Annotated in this window: 14 protein-coding genes; 7 read left to right on the top strand and 7 right to left on the bottom strand. The window is 72.0% G+C overall.

The features are described 5' to 3' along the window. Nucleotides 1-308: 308 nt before the first annotated feature. Nucleotides 309-686: a hypothetical protein gene (locus Asi03nite_RS37590; RefSeq protein WP_239102244.1), complete on the top strand. Its 378-nt coding sequence runs from the start codon at nucleotides 309-311 to the stop codon at nucleotides 684-686. A gap of 351 nt (nucleotides 687-1,037) precedes the next feature. After that, entirely contained in the window at nucleotides 1,038-1,796 is a 759-nt protein-coding gene (gene trhA / locus Asi03nite_RS00860; RefSeq protein WP_203676219.1) for a PAQR family membrane homeostasis protein TrhA, read from the top strand. 70 nt (nucleotides 1,797-1,866) lie between these two features. Here the strand turns inward: trhA and Asi03nite_RS00855 are convergent, their stop codons facing one another. Continuing rightward, nucleotides 1,867-3,567: an aminotransferase class V-fold PLP-dependent enzyme gene (locus Asi03nite_RS00855; protein ID WP_203676217.1), complete on the bottom strand. Its 1,701-nt coding sequence runs from the start codon at nucleotides 3,565-3,567 to the stop codon at nucleotides 1,867-1,869. A 405-nt stretch (nucleotides 3,568-3,972) separates the two neighbouring features. Here Asi03nite_RS00855 and Asi03nite_RS00850 point away from each other — a divergent pair, with 405 nt between their 5' ends. Further along, on the top strand, nucleotides 3,973-6,618 hold the full coding sequence (locus Asi03nite_RS00850) for a cation-translocating P-type ATPase (protein WP_239102243.1): 2,646 nt from the start codon (nucleotides 3,973-3,975) through the stop codon (nucleotides 6,616-6,618). Nucleotides 6,619-6,672: 54 nt separating this feature from the next. On the opposite strand, the gene Asi03nite_RS00845 is transcribed toward Asi03nite_RS00850, so the two are convergent. Genes Asi03nite_RS00845 through Asi03nite_RS00835 form a run of 3 tightly spaced genes read right to left on the bottom strand, consistent with a single transcriptional unit; the run spans nucleotide 6,673 to nucleotide 7,661 of the window. Beyond that, nucleotides 6,673-6,924 (bottom strand): SHOCT domain-containing protein, encoded by a 252-nt coding sequence (locus tag Asi03nite_RS00845; protein WP_239102242.1) that lies wholly within the window; start codon nucleotides 6,922-6,924, stop codon nucleotides 6,673-6,675. 27 nt (nucleotides 6,925-6,951) lie between these two features. Continuing rightward, entirely contained in the window at nucleotides 6,952-7,413 is a 462-nt protein-coding gene (locus Asi03nite_RS00840) for a DUF6325 family protein (protein WP_239102241.1), read from the bottom strand. Further along, on the bottom strand, nucleotides 7,410-7,661 hold the full coding sequence (locus Asi03nite_RS00835) for a hypothetical protein (RefSeq protein ID WP_203676213.1): 252 nt from the start codon (nucleotides 7,659-7,661) through the stop codon (nucleotides 7,410-7,412). Before Asi03nite_RS00835 ends, Asi03nite_RS00840 begins: the two co-directional genes overlap by 4 nt. Nucleotides 7,662-7,926: 265 nt before the next feature. On the opposite strand from Asi03nite_RS00835, the gene Asi03nite_RS00830 reads away from it, so the two are divergent. Next, complete coding sequence (locus Asi03nite_RS00830; RefSeq protein WP_203676211.1) at nucleotides 7,927-9,291, top strand: hypothetical protein; 1,365 nt, start codon at nucleotides 7,927-7,929, stop codon at nucleotides 9,289-9,291. A 6-nt stretch (nucleotides 9,292-9,297) separates the two neighbouring features. Here Asi03nite_RS00830 and Asi03nite_RS00825 read toward each other — a convergent pair whose 3' ends face one another. Continuing rightward, complete coding sequence (locus Asi03nite_RS00825) at nucleotides 9,298-9,714, bottom strand: DUF7144 family membrane protein (protein WP_203676209.1); 417 nt, start codon at nucleotides 9,712-9,714, stop codon at nucleotides 9,298-9,300. A 172-nt stretch (nucleotides 9,715-9,886) separates the two neighbouring features. On the opposite strand from Asi03nite_RS00825, the gene Asi03nite_RS00820 reads away from it, so the two are divergent. The 3 genes from Asi03nite_RS00820 (at nucleotide 9,887) to Asi03nite_RS00810 (ending at nucleotide 15,965) form a co-directional block, all read left to right on the top strand. Next, entirely contained in the window at nucleotides 9,887-10,387 is a 501-nt protein-coding gene (locus Asi03nite_RS00820) for a DUF1269 domain-containing protein (protein ID WP_203676207.1), read from the top strand. Between the two features lie 112 nt (nucleotides 10,388-10,499). Next, nucleotides 10,500-13,070, top strand: coding sequence for an MGH1-like glycoside hydrolase domain-containing protein (locus tag Asi03nite_RS00815; RefSeq protein WP_203676199.1), 2,571 nt, complete (start codon nucleotides 10,500-10,502; stop codon nucleotides 13,068-13,070). Between the two features lie 270 nt (nucleotides 13,071-13,340). Then, the gene (locus tag Asi03nite_RS00810) at nucleotides 13,341-15,965 is read left to right on the top strand and encodes a helix-turn-helix transcriptional regulator (protein WP_239102240.1); all 2,625 of its coding nucleotides are present in this window, start codon (nucleotides 13,341-13,343) and stop codon (nucleotides 15,963-15,965) included. A 17-nt stretch (nucleotides 15,966-15,982) separates the two neighbouring features. On the opposite strand, the gene Asi03nite_RS00805 is transcribed toward Asi03nite_RS00810, so the two are convergent. Both Asi03nite_RS00805 and Asi03nite_RS00800 read right to left on the bottom strand, forming a co-directional pair. Beyond that, on the bottom strand, nucleotides 15,983-16,813 hold the full coding sequence (locus tag Asi03nite_RS00805) for a YhjD/YihY/BrkB family envelope integrity protein (RefSeq protein WP_203676198.1): 831 nt from the start codon (nucleotides 16,811-16,813) through the stop codon (nucleotides 15,983-15,985). A 99-nt stretch (nucleotides 16,814-16,912) separates the two neighbouring features. Then, entirely contained in the window at nucleotides 16,913-17,404 is a 492-nt protein-coding gene (locus Asi03nite_RS00800; RefSeq protein ID WP_203676190.1) for a hypothetical protein, read from the bottom strand. Nucleotides 17,405-17,442: the final 38 nt, after the last annotated feature.

The following is a 17,442-nucleotide window of genomic DNA, read 5'->3' as shown; positions in this document are numbered from 1 at the left end:
CTGGGCCGCAAGGTCCCGCCGGGCCGCAGGGCGCCACCGGGCCGCAAGGTCCCGCCGGGCCGCAGGGCGCCACCGGGCCGCAAGGCCCCGCCGGAACCCCGGGCGCGACCGGTCCGCAAGGGAACGACGGCGCTGCGGGTGCGGTGGGCCCGGTTGGTGCACAGGGCCCGCAAGGGGCCAGCGGACCGCAAGGGAAAACCGGCCCCTCGGGCCCGGCAGGCCCCGCCGGCCCGCAAGGTTCGAAGGGCGCGACCGGCGCGCAAGGTCCTCAGGGAATCCCCGGCCCGGCAGGTGCGCCCGGAAGCGCGGTGTCGACCATCCGGTTCGGATACCTCACCTGTTCTCCCCAGACGTGTGAGGACACCCTGGACCTGTCCGCGACCACGCCCGGCCTTTCCGAGACCAGCGTCAGGTCGGGCAACGCCACCTACTTCTGCGTCGAGGGCGTCCCCCAGAGCGCAACATCTTTCCTGATGCAGTACGAAGTCGCTGATTCAGCGGCGGCGGAATGGTTGACTGCGCCGACGAACTCCCAGCCATCGGTGGGCCAGAGCGCGTTCAGCCGGCTCAGGCCAACGCCGGCGTACCTTCAGTCGCTGGGCTGCCCTGACGACACGGCCCTGGTGATCCGCGCAGCGACCGGAGCCATCTCGCATCCAGCGGCCTGGACGGTGTGGTTCCAGTAGGCCACCGTGCTCGACTCCGGTGCGCGAAGGTTCTATCGATCGGATCGTCGACCACCCCCCTGTCGGTAACGCGTGAAAGCGGACCCCGGACCGCGCGTGGGTCCGCTACGGGGTCAGATTTCGGGATCTGACCCAATTTTCCTGATCGGGATTGACCCTGGCATCCGAGAATCCACTGTGTATGGTCCCGGCCGGCATCCTCGACGATTCGTCCGACCGCGTGCCGCAACCCGTGCGGTGGAACCAGGCGACCGTCCGGCGTGACGTCGTACCCGCGAAGCGTGGCGTGTCCCAGGCTGACCTGCGAAGCCGCCTCAACTCGTAGAACTTCGGATTGGTCGGCGAGGCCGCGTGCTCGACCGTGGCCGGCAGCTTTCCGACGTGCGGAGAAGCGCTGGAAAGCCGGAAGGTGACATCAACCCCGATTTTGTCTTTCATGAGGCGATGACCGACCGCACGTCTCGACAGACGGCCCGTGACGACCGGCCCGCGCTACTTCCCAAGCCGATCTGGCGCGGCTGGTCGCATCTCATCTGTTTTCCCCTCTCCCTGATCGCCGGCGCTTTCCTGATCGGCGCCGCCGCGGTCCCCGTGGCCGGGGTCTACGCGGCCTCGGTGAGCGCGATGTTCGGGATCAGCGCGCTGTACCACCGAGTCGACTGGCGGTTCGCGGTGAAGCGGATCCTGCAGCGACTCGACCATCTGACGATCTTCGTGCTGATCGCCGGAACCGTCACGCCGATGTATCAGCTCGCCGCCCCCGAACGCTACAGCCGCGCCTGCCTGATCCTGACGTGGGCGCTCGCGGCTGCGGCGGCGGGCCTGCACCTGGCGCGGATGCAAGCACCCGAGCGCGTGGTCGGCGGCACCTACCTCGCTCTGGCAGCCGTGGCCGGACCGGCTCTCCCGCTGGTCTGGATCCACGCCGGGCCGATCGCCGGAGGCCTCGCCGTCGCCGGTGGCCTGCTCTACGTCGCCGGAGCCCTCGCCTACCACTGCCGCAGACCCGACCCGGCGCCGTCGATGTTCGGCTACCACGAGGTTTTCCATGCCCTCGTCTGCGCCGCTGCCACTTGTCACTATGCCGCCGTCTTCATCCTCGTGACATAGCCCCGCCGCATGGCTGAAGTGTCCGACACCCACGTGCGCGAGGTGAAAGCCGGCGAACATCGATCACACGCTACTCGAGACGAACCCGTTCTGCGCCGCGTCGGTATCCGCCGGGCAGGCACGCGTCCGGCAGCAGGAACCAGCGCAGCTTGGCGAAACCCGGGGGCAGATCCAGGTGTACGCCGTCAGCCGGCTCCCCGGGGCCGGCGAGGAGGGACCGTGCCGACTCCAGGTATCCGGCCAGCGCATCCTCGCCCACGGTGACCCGCGGCGCGGCCGGCATGGTCACCGTGCCGTCCGCGGACAGGCGCAGGTCGGCCAGCCGTACCGGCGGGGACGCGTGCCGCACGTGCGTCCACCGCCCGGTACGCGGATCGAACCGGTAGTCCGGCAGCAGCCGCGCCCCGTACCGGGCGATCAGCAGCACCGCCTCGATCAGATAGTCGGCCACCGCGTCGGAGACGAAGTAGTTGAAGTTCAGGCGCGACCACCCCGGCTTGATCCCCTCCCAGCCGTCCAGGACCTCGTCGCGGAACTCGCGCGAGCGCGCCTCGTCGATGCCGAGCAGCCGGTGCCCGTACGGGCCCGCGCAGGAGCAGCCGCTGCGGGCCTGGATCCCGAACAGGTCGTTGAGCAGCGCCGCCACATAGTTGTGGTGCAGGTACCGGGACCCGGCCCGGATCTGGAACGACACGATCGACAGCCGGTCGGCGTCGAGGTCGCCGAGGATCTCGATCCGCGGCTCCGGCGCCCACCGCTGCCGGGCCCGCTGCCACAGGTCGTGCTCGCGGGCCGCGATCAGCGGGGTGCCGACCGCGTCCTTGACCGCGAACGCCAGTCCGGCCCGGATCGACTCGACGATCGCCGGAGTGCCGCCCTCCTCGCGGACGACCGGGTCGGCGAGGAAGCGGTGGCCGGTCGGGTCGACGTACGCCACGGTGCCGCCGCCCGGGGTCACCGGCACCCGGTTGGTCATCAGACGCCGGTCGACGACCAGGACGCCGGGGGTCTGCGGGCCGCCGGCGAACTTGTGCGGCGACAGGAACACCGCGTCCTTGCCGTCCATCGAGATCGGCAGGTACGGCCCGGCCGCCGCGTAGTCCCACACCGACAGCGCCCCGTGCTCGCGCAGCACCGCGGCGACCGCCACGGTGTCGGTGAGGATGCCCGTCACGTTGGACGCCGCCGAGAAGCTCCCGATCCGCAGTGGCCGGTCGGCGTACTCGACCAGGGCCTTGCGCAGCGCCGGCAGGTCGACGTGCCCGGTGTGGTCGGACTCGATCTCCACGACGTCGGCGATCGACTCGCGCCAGGGCAGCTCGTTGGAGTGGTGCTCGTACGGCCCGACGAACACGACAGGGCGCTCGGCGGCCGGGACGTGCGCGCTCAACCCGTACCGGTCGTCGAGGTTCTCCGGGATGCGCAGGCCGAGCAGCCCCGCGAGCTTGGCCACCGCCGCGGTCGCGCCCGAACCGCAGAAGATCACCACGTGTTCCGGGCCGGCGCCCACACCCCGGTGGATCATCGCGCGGGCCTCCTCGCGTAGCGCGCCGGTCTGCGCGCCGGTCGCCGAGGCCTCGGTGTGGGTGTTCGCGTAGCGGGTCAGCACGTGCTCGCGGATGAAGTCCTCGATGAAGTCGAGCGCCTGCCCGGACGCCGTGTAGTCGGCGTAGGTGATCCGCCGTGGCCCGAACGGCCCGTCGATCACCTGCCCGGTCCCGACCAGCCCGTCCCGGATCCGAGCCAGCATGCCCTCGCCCGTGTCGCTCATACGCCCCATCCAACGCACGGTCTCCCGCGCGGTTCAATCCGCCGTCGAGTCGATTCGCCAGGATGGACCGGCAGGCGAATCGAAAGGTGTGCGAGAACCCGGCTCAGCTCATCCGGCCCACCGCGCCAGTCTCACCCGGCCGCGCAAGCCTCACCCGGGCCGGCGGGTCCGGCCCACGAGGGTCGCGGCCGCGGGCCGGTCAGCTCGCCGGGCGCATGGGGTGGCCGGATGGCTGTGGACGGGCGCGCGGGACTCATCCCGGCCGGATGAGGCGGCGCGCCCCCGGCCCTGGTGATCCTCGGAGCGGCGGCGCCCCTGCGACCGAGGAGGACCAGATGACCCGCGACCTTGTCGAACCCACCGGCCCGCACCCGCGGCAGCAAGGGTAGGCGCCCCATGGCGACGATGACCCGACCGGAGTCACCGGTCTTCCACGCGATGTCCGTACCGGAAGCCCTGGAAGTCGAGAACGTCGATCAACAGAGCGGTCTGAGCGGCACGGAGGCCGCGAACCGCCGTCAGCTGTACGGTCCCAACCGCTTCGCCCAGGCGAAGAAGGAGCCCTGGTGGCGCGCCTTCGCGCGGCAGTACGCCGACCTGATGCAGATCGTGCTGCTGGTGGCCGGCGTGGGCAGCCTCTACCCGCTCAAGCAGTGGGGCACCGGGCTCATGCTGATCATGCTCACCCTGCTGAACGCGGCGCTGGGCCTGCAGCAGGAGGGCAAGGCCGCGGCGGCGATCGACGCGCTGCAGAAGATGATGATCGTCAAGGCCCGGGTGCGCCGCGACGGCGTCCTCACCGAACTGCCCGCCGAGGAACTCGTGCCCGGCGACGTGGTGCAGATCGAGGCCGGCGACGTGGTCCCGGCCGACGGGCGGCTGCTGCGGACGGCCACCCTGGAGATCGACGAGTCGGCGCTGACCGGGGAGAGCCTGCCGGTCGCCAAGAACGTCGAGCCGCTGGCCGGGGCGGGCGTCGATCTGGGTGACCGCTCGGACATGGCGTACCTGAACACCAACGTCACCCGAGGATCAGGGGAGCTGCTGGTCACCGCGACCGGGATGAGCACCGAGGTCGGGCGGATCTCCGGGATGCTGCAGGCGGAGAAGGACGCCGCGACCCCGCTCACCCGCCAGCTCGGCAAGCTGACCAACCAGATCCTGCTCGTCGCCGGGTTCGCCCTGCTCGCCTCGGTGGTGATCAACCTGGCCCGGGGCAACGAGTTCACCGTGGTGTTCACCGCTGCGGTGGCCTTCGCGGTCTCGGCGGTCCCGACCGGCCTGCCGGCCGTGGTCACCACCATCCTGTCGCTCGGCACCCAGATGCTGGCCCGCTCGAACGCCATCGTGAAGCGGCTGCGGTCGACCGAGACGCTCGGCTCCACCTCGGCGATCAACTCGGACAAGACCGGGACGCTGACCCTGAACCAGATGACGGCGACCGAGATGGCCATCCCGGGCCGGCGGTACGTGATCTCCGGGAGCGGCTACTCCACCGAGGGCACGATCAAGCGCGTGGCGGGGGAGCCGGACGTGCCCCTCGAGGACTACCTGATGCCGATGATCCTCGCCTCGGACGCCGTGGTCAGCGACGGCAGGCTGATCGGCGACCCGACCGAGGGCGCCCTCGTGGTGCTGGCCGAGAAGGGCGGGCTGGACACCGCCGCGACGCGGGAGAGGTATCCGCGGGTGGCCGAGCTGCCGTTCGACGCGTCGTACAAGATGATGGCCACCTTCCACCGGATGTCCGGGCGTGTCCGCTGCTACGTCAAGGGCGCGCCGGATCAGCTGCTGGCCCGCTGCTCGGTGACGCCGGAGCAGCACGAACGCTACTCGGCCGAGAACGATCGGCTGGCGCGGCAGGGGCTGCGGGTGATGGCGACCGCGTACAAGGACTTCGACAGCGTCGACGGCGACCTCCTCGGCATGCTCCGGGACCTCACGCCGCTGGCCATGGTCGGGATCGTCGACCCGCCCCGGCCGCAGGCCCGCGGCGCGATCGAGCAGGCGCACACCGCGGGCATCCAGGTCCGCATGATCACCGGCGACCACGCGGTCACCGCGGCGGCGATCGCCGGCAAGCTCGGCATCCACGGCCGGGCCATCACCGGCGCCGAGTTCGCCGCGATGAGCGACGAGCAGGCGGACCGCGAGATCGACGGCATCGGCGTGATCGCCCGGGTCACCCCGGAGCACAAGGTGCGCCTGGTCGACGTGCTCCGGCGCAGGGGGCACATCGTCGCGATGACCGGCGACGGGGTGAACGACGCGCCGGCGCTGAAGAAGGCGGACATCGGCATCGCGATGGGGATCACCGGCACCGAGGTGAGCAAGGAAGCCGCCGCGATGATCCTCACCGACGACGACTTCGCCACCATCGTGAAGGCCGTCGAGCTGGGCCGGACGCTCTACGCCAACCTGAAGAAGTACATCTTCTTCCAGATGGGCACGCTGGCCGGCATGATCATCACGTTCCTCGCGGCGAGCGTCGCCAACGTCGCCGCCGGGGTGCCGTTCCTGCCGTTGCAGACGCTGTGGCTGAACTTCACCACGCAGGTGTTCCAGTCGGTCGGCCTCGGCTACGCCAGCGCCGAGCCGGACATCATGCGGCGGCCTCCACGCCGCTCCGACGAACCGCTGCTCAGCCGTGGCGCGTTCGCCTGGCTCGGCGTTGTCGGTCTGATCATGGCAGCGGTCACCCTGGTGATGATCTGGTGGGCCGATCTCCACCACGGCGTCGATTACGCCCGCACCATGGGGCTGACCACGTTCGCCATCGCGAACCTGGCCTTCTCGCTGACCGTTCGCAGTGAGATCCGCTCGGTGTTCAGTCTGGAGACGTTCGGCGACAAGCGGTTCGTGATCACCACCGGGATGTCCGCCACGGCGATCGTGCTCGCCACTGAGCTGGGGTTGCTGCAGAGGATCCTGCACACGGTCAGCCTGGACGCGCGGGATTGGCTGTTCTGCCTGCTGGCCGGCTGCGTCGTGGTGGTCCCCACCGAGATCCGCAAGGCGGTGCTGCGGCGTCGGCTGCAAGGGTCCCGCTGACGCGGAAGGAGCCGGTCGACGACCGGCTCCTTCGCGCACGGCGGATGGGATGGATCACGAGTTCAGGATCTTGGCCTTCTGCGTTTCCACCTCGGCGTCGGTCAGCAGGCCCTGCGACCGGAGCTCGCCGAGCTGCCGCAGCTTCGCCAGCTTCGCCGACATCTGATCCGGTTCCTCCGGGGCGTGCTGCTGTCGGGCGTAGTACTCGTCCTCCGCGTCCTGCAGCGCCCACCGGCCGGCCTGGCGGCGAGACACCCGGTTGGATACCGCGGTGGCCGTGCCGGCGATCACCGCGGTGCGTGCCATCCCTCTGAGCAGACCAGGCATCGCCGCTCACCGCCCGCTCGGGATCGGAGCCTCGGCCGCGTCCAGGGCGGCCAGCAGTTCCTGGATCGGGATCCGGCCACCGGCGACCATCTGGGCGCCGGCGTGCCGCAGTTGCTGGGCCAGCGGCGCGGCCCACAGGTTCTCGTAGACCAGCAGGGCCGCGGCGGCGCCCGGCTCCAGGATGGTGCCGGCCTCGCGCAGGTCGTCCTCGCCGATCAGCCCGGACGCCGCGCCGTGGAAGGCGCCCAGCCCACTGGTCTCCAGCTCCCGCCCGTCCAGGACGACCACCGTCCCGTCCGGCGACTTGCGGACGAACAGCAGGTCCAGCACCCGGATCACCCGCCGGTCCACCAGGTCCAGCAGCAGCGGCAGGCCGGCGCCGGTGACGCTGCCCCGCGGGAACTCGATGCACATGTAGTCGACCGGGCCCATGGTGTCCAGCTTGTCGCGCACCATCGTGTTCATCATGACCCCACCGGCTCGAGACGACGGTTGGCGGTGTCCCGGCCGGCGCCTCCGGCCGGCGTCATGACAACCGTCTCGGACGGCAGTTGCCTGGTCACCAGGATCTCCATGCCGAGCGCGATCAGGGCGCCACCGGCCGCCGCCAGCAGCGGCAGGACGATCAGGATCCCGTAGTCCGGGCGGGGCGGTCGGCCCCGCAGCGTGGCGTAGGCGGCGGCGGTCCGGCGCCACGCCGTCTTGGTCTTTCTCATCGGACATCCCCTCAGTTCGTGGTGTTCGGTACCGGCGCACGGAGCACTCGACCAGCGCCCCTGATGCCGTGGACCCAGCGTGCGCGGCCGGTGGCGGCCCGGGGTTCATCCGCGCGGGGTGAAACCGCCGCGGGCGTCGGCGTTCATCCCTGCCGGATGAGGCGCGGCCGGCCGCGGTCGGCGACCGTCGCCGGGTGTCCGTTCGGCACTGCTCCCGGAGGCGGGAGGGAAAGTGCACTGTCCCCGGAGGGCGGGAGGGGAAGTCATGGTGAGCTCTGTGGTGACCGCCGAGGCCGACGAGCTGACCCGGCTGCGTGCCGAGGTCGCGTCCCTGCGGGCCGAGCTGGACCGGCGGCCGCCGCCGAGGGCCGGCCGCCAGCTGTTCCGGCGCACCACGGCGGCCCTGCTCGCGGCGGTCACCGCCGTCGCCCTGGTCACCAGCGTGGTCGGCTTGTGGGCGGCGCGGACCACGCTGAACACGGACCGCTACGTCGCCACCGTCGCGCCGCTGCCTCGCGACCCGCAGGTCTCCGCCGCCGTCGCCGAGTACGCCACCACCGCGCTGTTCCAGGTGGCCGACGTCGAGCAACGGTTGCGCGAGGTGCTCCCGCCGCGGGCCGCGTTCGTGGCCGGGCCGCTGGCCGGGCAGATCCGCGGGCAGGTCCGGCAGCTGGTGACGGACGTGCTGCGCAGCGACCGTTTCCAGCCCGTCTGGGTGGAGATGAACCGGCGCGTGCACCAGCAGGCGCTGTCCATCCTCGAGGGGGACAGCGAGGTGGTGCGAGTCGGCGACGACCGGATCCACGTCGACCTGCTCCCGCTGATCAACCAGGTTCTGCGTGAGGCCAACGCGGAGCTGCCGGACCTGTTCGGCAAGCAGATCACGCTGCCCGACCTGAGTAGCGGCGCGATCCCGGCCGACCTGCGCGAGCGGGTCCAGGAGCAGCTCGGCGTGCCTTTGCCGGCCAACTTCGCGCAGTTCACCGTGTACGACGCCGGTCGGCTCCGGGCCGCCCAAGAGGCGCTGGTCACCGCCAAGCGGGACCTGGCGCTGTTCGTCGTGGCGACCATCGTGCTGCTGATCGGGGCGTACGCCGTCTCCCCGGGGCGCCGCCGCACCACGGTCCAGCTGGGACTGTGGCTGGTCGTCGCGGCCGTGCTGGTGGTCGCCGTGCTCCGCGCCGTGCGCCACGAGATTCTCGCCAGGGTCCCGGCCGGCACCTACCGCGACGGCGTGGACGCGGCCATGACCAGCATTGTCAGCGTCCTACGCGACCGTGGCGGGCAGATCGTCGTGATCGGTGCGGCGGTCGCGCTGGTGGCCTATCTCGCCGGCCCCGGCCGGTTGCCGGTGTGGGTGCGCTCCCGGTCGGCCCTAGCCGGCCGGGCCACCGCGCGCGGTGTGCGGGCCGGCGCCGCAGTGCTGGCCGCACACGGTCCCGGCTGGATCGCCGCCCACCTCGACCCGCTGCGCATCGCCGGCGTCGTGGTGGCCGCGATCCTGGCCCTGATCCTGTCGTCCTGGACCTCGCTGCTGGCGGTGCTGCTGACCCTGGCCGGCTACGAGGTGCTGGTCACCCTGATCGGGCGCCGCCACGGGGCGGAGCCGGGCACGCCGGTCCACCCCTGACGGGCGTCACGTGCCGATCTCCCGGCCGTGCGCCGTGATCGCGTAGATGCAGAGCATGTCCAGCGCGATCACGACGCTGCTCCAGAAGGGGTACGCGGGCAGCATCGCGAGGTTGGCCAGCGCGCTGAGCGTGCCGATGACGATCGCGACGATCCGGGCCCAGAACTGGCCGTAGAGCACGCCGATGCCGGCCGCCACGCTGATCGCGCCGAAGGCCAGCTGAATCCAGCCCCAGACCGCGAGGTCCATCGGGATGGACAGAGCGTCCGCGGTGGCCTGGGTCAGGTCGTCGCGGGGCAGCAGCAGCAACCCCTCGATCGCCTGGAAGCCGCCGGTCAGGATCAGGGCGACCCCGGCGAAGTACACCATGCCCACCCACGGCGACGGCTGCGGTCCGGCCCGGGGATGGCTCGTGTCGAACATGGTCTCTCCCTCCCACTTATCCTGCCCGCAATCGTCGCGGAGCGGGACGTACCGATACCTCACCCAGCGGGGATGAGACGGCCCGGCGGATCCGAGAAGTCATCCGCCCGGTATGAGGATCGCGGCGCCGGTACGTGGCTGACTTGGCGGCACAAAGCGGAAGGAGTACGTCATGGCAACACTGGTCGCCATCGGATATCCCGACGAGAGCACCGCGGCGGAGGCGTCGCTGGAGGCGAACCGGCTCGCCCGGGACATGATCATCCAGCCGGACGCGATCGCGGTGATCGTCCGCGACCGCGAGGGCAAGTTCCACGTGACCACCAATCATCACGCGGTGGGCGGCGGCGCGACCTGGGGGATGTTCTGGGGACTGCTGTTCGGGATGCTGTTCTTCATCCCGTTCCTGGGCATGGCGGTCGGCGCCGGCCTGGGCGCGCTGACCGGGAAGATCGCCAAGGGGGCGATCAACAAGGACTTCCAGGAGCGGATCCGGGAGGAACTCAAGCCGGGTACGTCGGCGCTGTTCCTGGTGGTCGAACAAGTCACGCCGGACCGGGCGGTCGAGGCGCTGAGCAGGTTCGGCGGCACGGTGCTCAAGTCCTCGCTGCCCAAGGACGTCGAGGACGAGCTGCAGGAGGCGCTGCACGGCGCCGTCGCCACCAGCCGGTGAGCGGTCCGCCGATCGGCTCCGCGCGGGAGTGAAACGCCGCCCGGTCCAGCGGGCGGCGTTTTCACTCCCGCGGGGGGACGCCCGGTGACCGGCGGGTGCCCAGCCTGGCGGGATGACGATGAATGCCGAGCAGGGGCGTCTCCGGGACGCCGACACGGGCGCCGTCGACTGGCGGCGCTGGGGACCGTATCTGAGCGAGCGGCAGTGGGGGACCGTCCGGGAGGACTACAGCCCGGGCGGGGACGCGTGGGACTACCTGAGTCACGACCAGGCCCGGTCCCGGGCGTACCGGTGGGGCGAGGACGGCATCGCCGGTTTCAGCGACGACCGGCAGCGGCTCTGCCTCGCCCTCGCGCTGTGGAACGGGAAGGACCCGATCCTCAAGGAGCGCTTCTTCGGACTGACGAACGCCGAGGGCAACCACGGCGAGGACGTCAAGGAGTACTACTTCTACGTCGATGCGACGCCGACCCACTCGTACCTGCGGATGGTCTACAAATATCCGCAGCGCGAGTTCCCGTACGCCGGCCTGGTCGCGGCGAACCGGGCCCGCGGGCGGGACGAGTTCGAGTACGAGCTGCTGGACACCGGGATCTTCGCCGAGGACCGCTACTTCGACGTGGTGGTCGAGTACGCCAAGGCCGGGCCGGAGGAGATCCTGAGCCGGATCACCGTGCACAACCGCGGCCCGGAGGAGGCCGTCCTGCACGTGCTGCCGACCGTCTGGTTCCGCGACGACGGCGCCGGGGGGCGGCTGCGCTCCGAGGGCCCGGCGGTGCGCGCCGAGCACGAGGGCCTCGGCAACCGCTGGTGGACCTGCCTCGGCGACGAGACGGTGCTGTTCACCGAGAACACCGACGGACGCAAGGAGGCCTTCGGCCGCTGGCTGATCCACGGCGAGAAGGAGGCGGTCAACTCCGGTGACGCGGGGAGCAAGGCCGCCGCGGTGGTCTCGGTCGCGGTCGCCGCGCACGGTTCCCATCGGGTACGGGTACGGCTCGCCGACCGTCCACCGGCCGCGGCCGACCGGGACGACAGCGCCTTCGACAAGATCGTGGACGCGCGCCGCGAGGAGGCCGACGAGTTCTACCGCGACCTGTTCGCGCCCGCCCTCGGCCAGGCCGAACGGCAGGTGGCGCGGCAGGCGCTGGCCGGGATGATCTGGTCGAAGCAGTACTTCGGCTACGACGTCGAGCAGTGGCTGATCGAGCACGGCCGCAACCCCCTGGACGCGCCCGGCATCCGCAACGGCGGCTGGTTCCACCTGGACGCCCACGACATCATCTCGATGCCGGACACCTGGGAGTACCCGTGGTTCGCGGCCTGGGACCTGGCGTTCCACGCGGTCGCGTTCGGCGCTGTCGACCTGGCCTTCGCCAAGGGCCAGTTGGACCTGCTGCTCAGCCGGCGCTACCTGCACCCGAACGGGCAGATCCCGGCGTACGAGTGGAACTTCGGCGACGTCAATCCGCCGGTGCACGCCTGGGCCGCCTACCTGGTCCACGAGCTGGAGGAGGCGCGCACCGGACAGGGCGACCACGACTGGCTGGAACGGGTCTTCCACAAGCTGGCGAAGAACTTCACCTGGTGGGTCAACCGCAAGGACGTCGACGGGCGCAACGTCTTCCAGGGCGGCTTCCTCGGGCTGGACAACATCGGGGTGTTCGACCGCAGCGCGCCGATGCCCACCGGCGGCCACCTGGACCAGGCCGACGGAACCGCGTGGATGGCCCTGTACTGCCAGAACATGGTGCAGATCGCGCTGGAGCTGGCGGTGCACGACCCGGTCTACCTGGAGCAGGCGCAGGACTACTTCGAGCACTTCGTGTGGATCGCCGCCGGCAGCGGAGCGATGTGGGACGAGGAGGACGGCTTCTACTACGACCTGCTGCGACTGCCGGACGGCTCCTCGCGCCGGTTGCCGGTGCGCTCCATGGTGGGCCTGCTGCCGCTGGCCGCGGCGACCGTCTACGACCCGGCGCTGATCAGCCGGCATCCGGAGGTGATCAGCGAGGCGAAGGCGTTCCTGGAGCGGCACGAGACGGCCCACATGTACGGGCACGGGCGGCTGCTGGCGCTCTTCGACGCCGACCGGTTGCGGCGGATCCTGGCGCGCATGCTCGACGAGGAGGAGTTCCTCAGCCCGTACGGCATCCGGTCGTTGTCGAAGTTCCACGCCGCACACCCGTTCGAGTTCCGGGTGGGCGACCAGGTGTACCGGGTCTCGTACCAACCGGCCGAGTCGGACACCGCGATGTTCGGCGGCAACTCGAACTGGCGCGGCCCGGTGTGGTTCCCGGTGAACGCCCTGATGATCAGGGCGCTGCTGAACCTGTACGTGGGGTACGGCGACGAGTTCACCGTGGAGTGCCCGACCGGGTCCGGCGTGCGGATGACCCTGTTCGAGGTGGCCCGGGAGATCTCCGACCGGCTGACCCGGCTCTTCCTGCCCGGCCCGGACGGGCGGCGCCCCTGCTACGGCGGGCAGGAGATCTTCACCGGGGAGCACTGGCGCGAGCTGATCCTGTTCTCCGAGTACTTCCACGGCGACAACGGCGCCGGGCTGGGCGCCGCGCACCAGACCGGGTGGACCGGTCTGGTGGCGGTCTTCCCGAACCTGTTCGCCGGCCTGACCGGTGCCGATCTGCGGGAGCGGGGGATGTCCGCGGTGTTTCGCCGGTGACCGGCCCGCCGGCCGCTCGTAAGCGTCTGACCAGGAACGGAGCGTGATTCTGGCGGCATGTGGTGGCGTATGCTGGAAGCTCGGCGGCGGACGTGCCGGCGTGGGTCCGGGACGCCGGTCCCCGGGCTCGGTTCCCGGCCGGGACGGGTGTTCCAGCGATCCGGTGACGAGCTCCGCGGGACGTTGGCTCGCCTGGCGGGAGTGGCCGGGACAGGACGTGCGCTCCTGTGCTGTCCGATTGAGGAGAGCGGCCCGGGTCGGCTCTCGGAGGTGGACGACGTGTCCCTGGAACTGGTCGCGGACTCACCCGGCGAGTTCACCTGCGACGAGGAGTGTGTGCTGCTCCCGTCGAAGTTCCTGGTGCCGGCCGCGCCGCCGTTCATGGTCGAGCGGCCGGCCCTGCTCGCCCAGGTGAGCGAGGGGGTCCGCGGCCCGGTCACGGTGGTGACCGGGCCGGCTGGCAGCGGCAAGACGCAACTGCTGGCGTCGTGGGCCCGTTCGCGCGCGGTGGACTGGCCGATCGCGTGGATCACCTGTGAGAGCGGGGACGAGCCGGAGGCCGCCTTCTGGTCGTACGTGCTGGCCGGACTGCGCCGGGCCGGTCTGCCGGCCCCCGAGCCGGCGTCGCCGGGCGCGGCCGGGAGCCGGGCGGTCCTGATCCGGCTCGCCGCTGTGATCGGCGAGTGGCCCACGCCCGTCGTGCTGGTCCTGGACGGCGCGGCCCAGCTGCCCGGCCGGGACTGGGCAGCGGGCCTGGAATTCCTGCTCGGCCACGCCCCCGGGCTGCGGGTGGTGCTCGCCGGCCGGTGTGATCCGCCGTTGCCGCTGTACCGCTACCGGCTGGCCGGGCAGCTGCGCGAGGTGCGCCCCGCGGACCTGGCGTTCACCGCGGAGGAGACGGCGCGCCTGATGGAGTTGCACGACGTGCCGCTGGCCGAGCCGGACCTGGCGGCGCTGCTGGAGCACACCGAGGGCTGGGCGGCCGGGATCCGGCTCTGCGCCTGCACGATGCAGGGCAGCCCGGACCCGGGCAGAGCGGTGGACGCCTTCTCCGGCGACGAGTCCTCGATCGCCGAGTACTTCATCGGTGAGGTGCTGCGCACCCAGCCGCCCTCGATCCGCCGCTTCCTGCTGGAGACCAGCGTGCTCGACACGTTCTCCGCGGACCTGGCGGCCGCGGTCACCGCCCGGCCCGACGCGTCCCGCCTGCTCGCCACGCTGGCCCGGGAGAACGTGTTCCTGCGGCCGGCCGGCGACGGCGCCGAGCTGTACCGGTACCACCGGCTCTTCGGCGAGCTGCTGCGTGCCCAGCTGGCCTGGACCGAGCCGACGCGGGTGGCCGTCCTGCACCGGCGGGCCGCGCGCTGGCTGTCGGCAAACGGCCGGGTGACCGACGCGGTGGCGCACGCGGTCGTCGCCGACGACTGGGGGACCGCCGCGACCATGGTGATCGAGGACTTCGCGGTCGGCCGGCTCATCCTGGAGGGCGGCTCCGGGCGGCTCGGGGCGCTGCTGTCCGGGCTGCCCGAACATGTGGATCTGGCCGAGGTGGTGATGGTGCGGGCCGCCCTGGCGTACGGCGACGGCCGGCTCGACGAGGCCCGCGAGCAGCTGGCGCTGGCCGCCAACCTGCTCGCCATCCACGGCAGCGACTGCGGGGAGGGGCTGACTCTGACCTGCTTCCTGATGCGGCTGCTGCTGCTGGCCGACGGCCCGGAGCCGGAACAGGTGGACGAGCTGGCGCCGGCCGCTGCCGCGTTCCTCGCGGTGGCCCCGGCCCGCCGGGTCGGCCGGCACCCGGAGCTGCGGGCGCTGCTGCTGGCCGCCGAGGGGGCGGCGCGCAGCGCGTGCGGCGAGGTGGACCAGGCGGTGGAGGCGCTCGCCGAGGCGGCGGCGGTGACCCCGGCCGGGTACGACCGGCTCAAGGTGGACTGCCTGCGGACGGTGGCGGTGCTGGAGGCGTACCGGGGGCGGCTGGGGCGGGCGGAGAGCGCCGCCCGGCAGGCCCTCGATCTGGCCGGGCAGTGCGGCCCGGAGCCGGGGCGCCGGGTGGTGGCCGCGGAGGTGGCGCTCGCCTGGGTGGCCCTGGAACGCTTCGACATCGAGGCCGCCGACCGGCATCTGCGCGGCGTCCAGGCCGGCGCCGACCCGCTCGCCGCCGCCGCCCACGCGGTGGTCAGGTCCCGCCGCCTGCAAGTGCGCGGCGAGCTGCGCGCGGCGTTGCAGGCCCTGGTCCCGGTGCCGGGGGCGCCCAGGTGGCTGCGCCGCGAGATCGAGCTGGGCCGGGCCCGGCTGCTGATCGCGGCGGGGCAGGCCGACGCCGCGGCGGAGATCCTGGCCGGCTTCCCGCAACCGTGGACAGCGGACGTGACGATGCTCGACGCCGCGCTGGCCTTCACCCGCGGCGAGCCGGAGCGGGCGCATGATCTGGCCCGGATGGTCGCCGACGCGGCCGGGGCGGCGGCGCCGGTGGCACTGGACGCGTGGCTGCTGCTGGCGATGCTCGCGGCCAGCGCGGACGACCCGGCCGGCGCGCGGGAGGCGCTGCGGCGGGCGCTGCGGGTGGCGGGGCCGGAGAACCTCCGGCGGCCGGTGCACCAGGTGTGGGGCACGCTGCGGCGGGTGCTGCGCGACGACGAACAACTGGCGGCGCTGGGCGGCCCGGCCAGCACGCCGCAGTCGGTCGCCGAGCCGGTGGTGGTCGAGGCGCTGAGCCGGCGCGAGCTGGACGTGCTGCGCGGGATGGCCGAGATGCTGCCGACCGAGGAGATCGCCGCCTCGATGTACGTCTCGGTCAACACGGTCAAGACCCACGTGCGCAGCATCCTGCGGAAACTCTCCGCGGCCCGGCGCAACGAGGCGGTACGCCGCGCGCGGTCGCTGAACCTGATCTGACCGTCTCGCCTGCCACGTCATCGCCGGGCGGCCGGGCCTCCGGCGAGCATCCCGCCGATCACCGCGGACAGCAGCAGACAGAACGACAGGACGTAGAGCCAGCCGATGTAGGTGAACGCCAGACCTATCGTGCCGTACCGGTCGGTGCTGGACTGCAGCGCCCGGGGCAGCCACACCGCTCCGGCGGCGCGCACCCCGATCATCATCAGGCCGAACGCCAGTCCCCCGGTCAGCAGCGGACCGCGCGGCGCCCCGGCGCCCAGCAGCAGCCAGGGCAGCAGGATCGCCAGCGTGACATCCGCGAGCAGTGACACCAGTACCCCGAAGACATGTGGCGCCGGCAGCAGCGAGGCCACCCACCCCAGCAGGCGGGCGCCGAGCGAGAAGACCACCAGCGCCAGCACGGTGCCGATCTGCCGCCCGGTCGCCGCCGCCCCGGCCGGCTTGTGCTCGACCGTCCACACCACCCGGTAGGCCCGCACCAGCGCCCGGCTCAGCCCGGTCGCCGACAGGATCACGATCAGCATGCCGGCGAGCCCGAACGCGTTGCTGGGACTGCCGCTCAACGCATCCTGGAGTAGATCCTCGCTGGGTCCGCGCAGCCGCAGCAGACTCGCCAACCGTTCCCGCCAGGCCGGCTCCAGCAGCGCAGCCAGCGAGATCAGCAACGGGAAGATCGAGGTGAACGCCTGAGCGGCCAGCGTCATCGCCCGGTCGAAGATCTGGACCCGGACCAGCTCACCGAGGCCGGCGAGCACCAGCCGCCCGGCGTTGCTGCCGAGGATCAGCGCGGCCCGCGGCCGCAGCCGGCGCGGAATCCGGGCCCGCAACCCGGCGGGTTCCGGCACGGCGCTCACCTCCGGGGCGTGCGGGCCGCGCTGTCCGCGGTCCGCCGACCTCATCCGTGGGGGATGAGAGCGGGGTGGCGGCGGGACCGCCCCGCGTTGTCAGTGCAGCAGCGTCTTGAGCACGATGAGCACCGCCCCGAACGTGCCGGCCACCAGCGTGGAGACCACCCGCTCGGGCTGGGTCAGCCGGCCGTCCGCGCCGATCCGCCAGCCGGCCACGCAGAGCAGCAGCGTGCTGCACAGCAGCGAGACGATCTCCGCGGTGAGCAGCGGGGCGCCGGCCGTGCGCGCCGCGATCAGCGCGAGCAGCGGCAGTACCGACGCGGTCACCAGCTCCCAGCCGCTGGTCAGCTGTTCGCGCACGGTGTGCCAGGTCGGGCGGTGGCCCTCGTGGATGCGCTCGGCCACGATCCGGGCGTACCGTTCCGCGGCCCAGTAGACCATCAGGGCCACCAGCACCGCGACGACGTCCCGCCAGGCCGTCAGCACGTGCGCGGTGACCAGAACCGCGGCGCCCACGATGACCCCGTAGATCCCGGCGGCGGTGGCCTCCTCGGTCTCGTGGGTCAGGCGGATCCTCGTACCTGGCATGGTACGAGGGTCGCCGAAGGTCCCGCCCGGACCCTCAT

The organism is Actinoplanes siamensis (assembly GCF_016862395.1).
Lineage (GTDB): Bacteria > Actinomycetota > Actinomycetes > Mycobacteriales > Micromonosporaceae > Actinoplanes > Actinoplanes siamensis.
The sequence above is the reverse complement of the archived record's forward strand: the minus strand, read 5'-3'. Positions and strand labels throughout refer to the sequence as shown.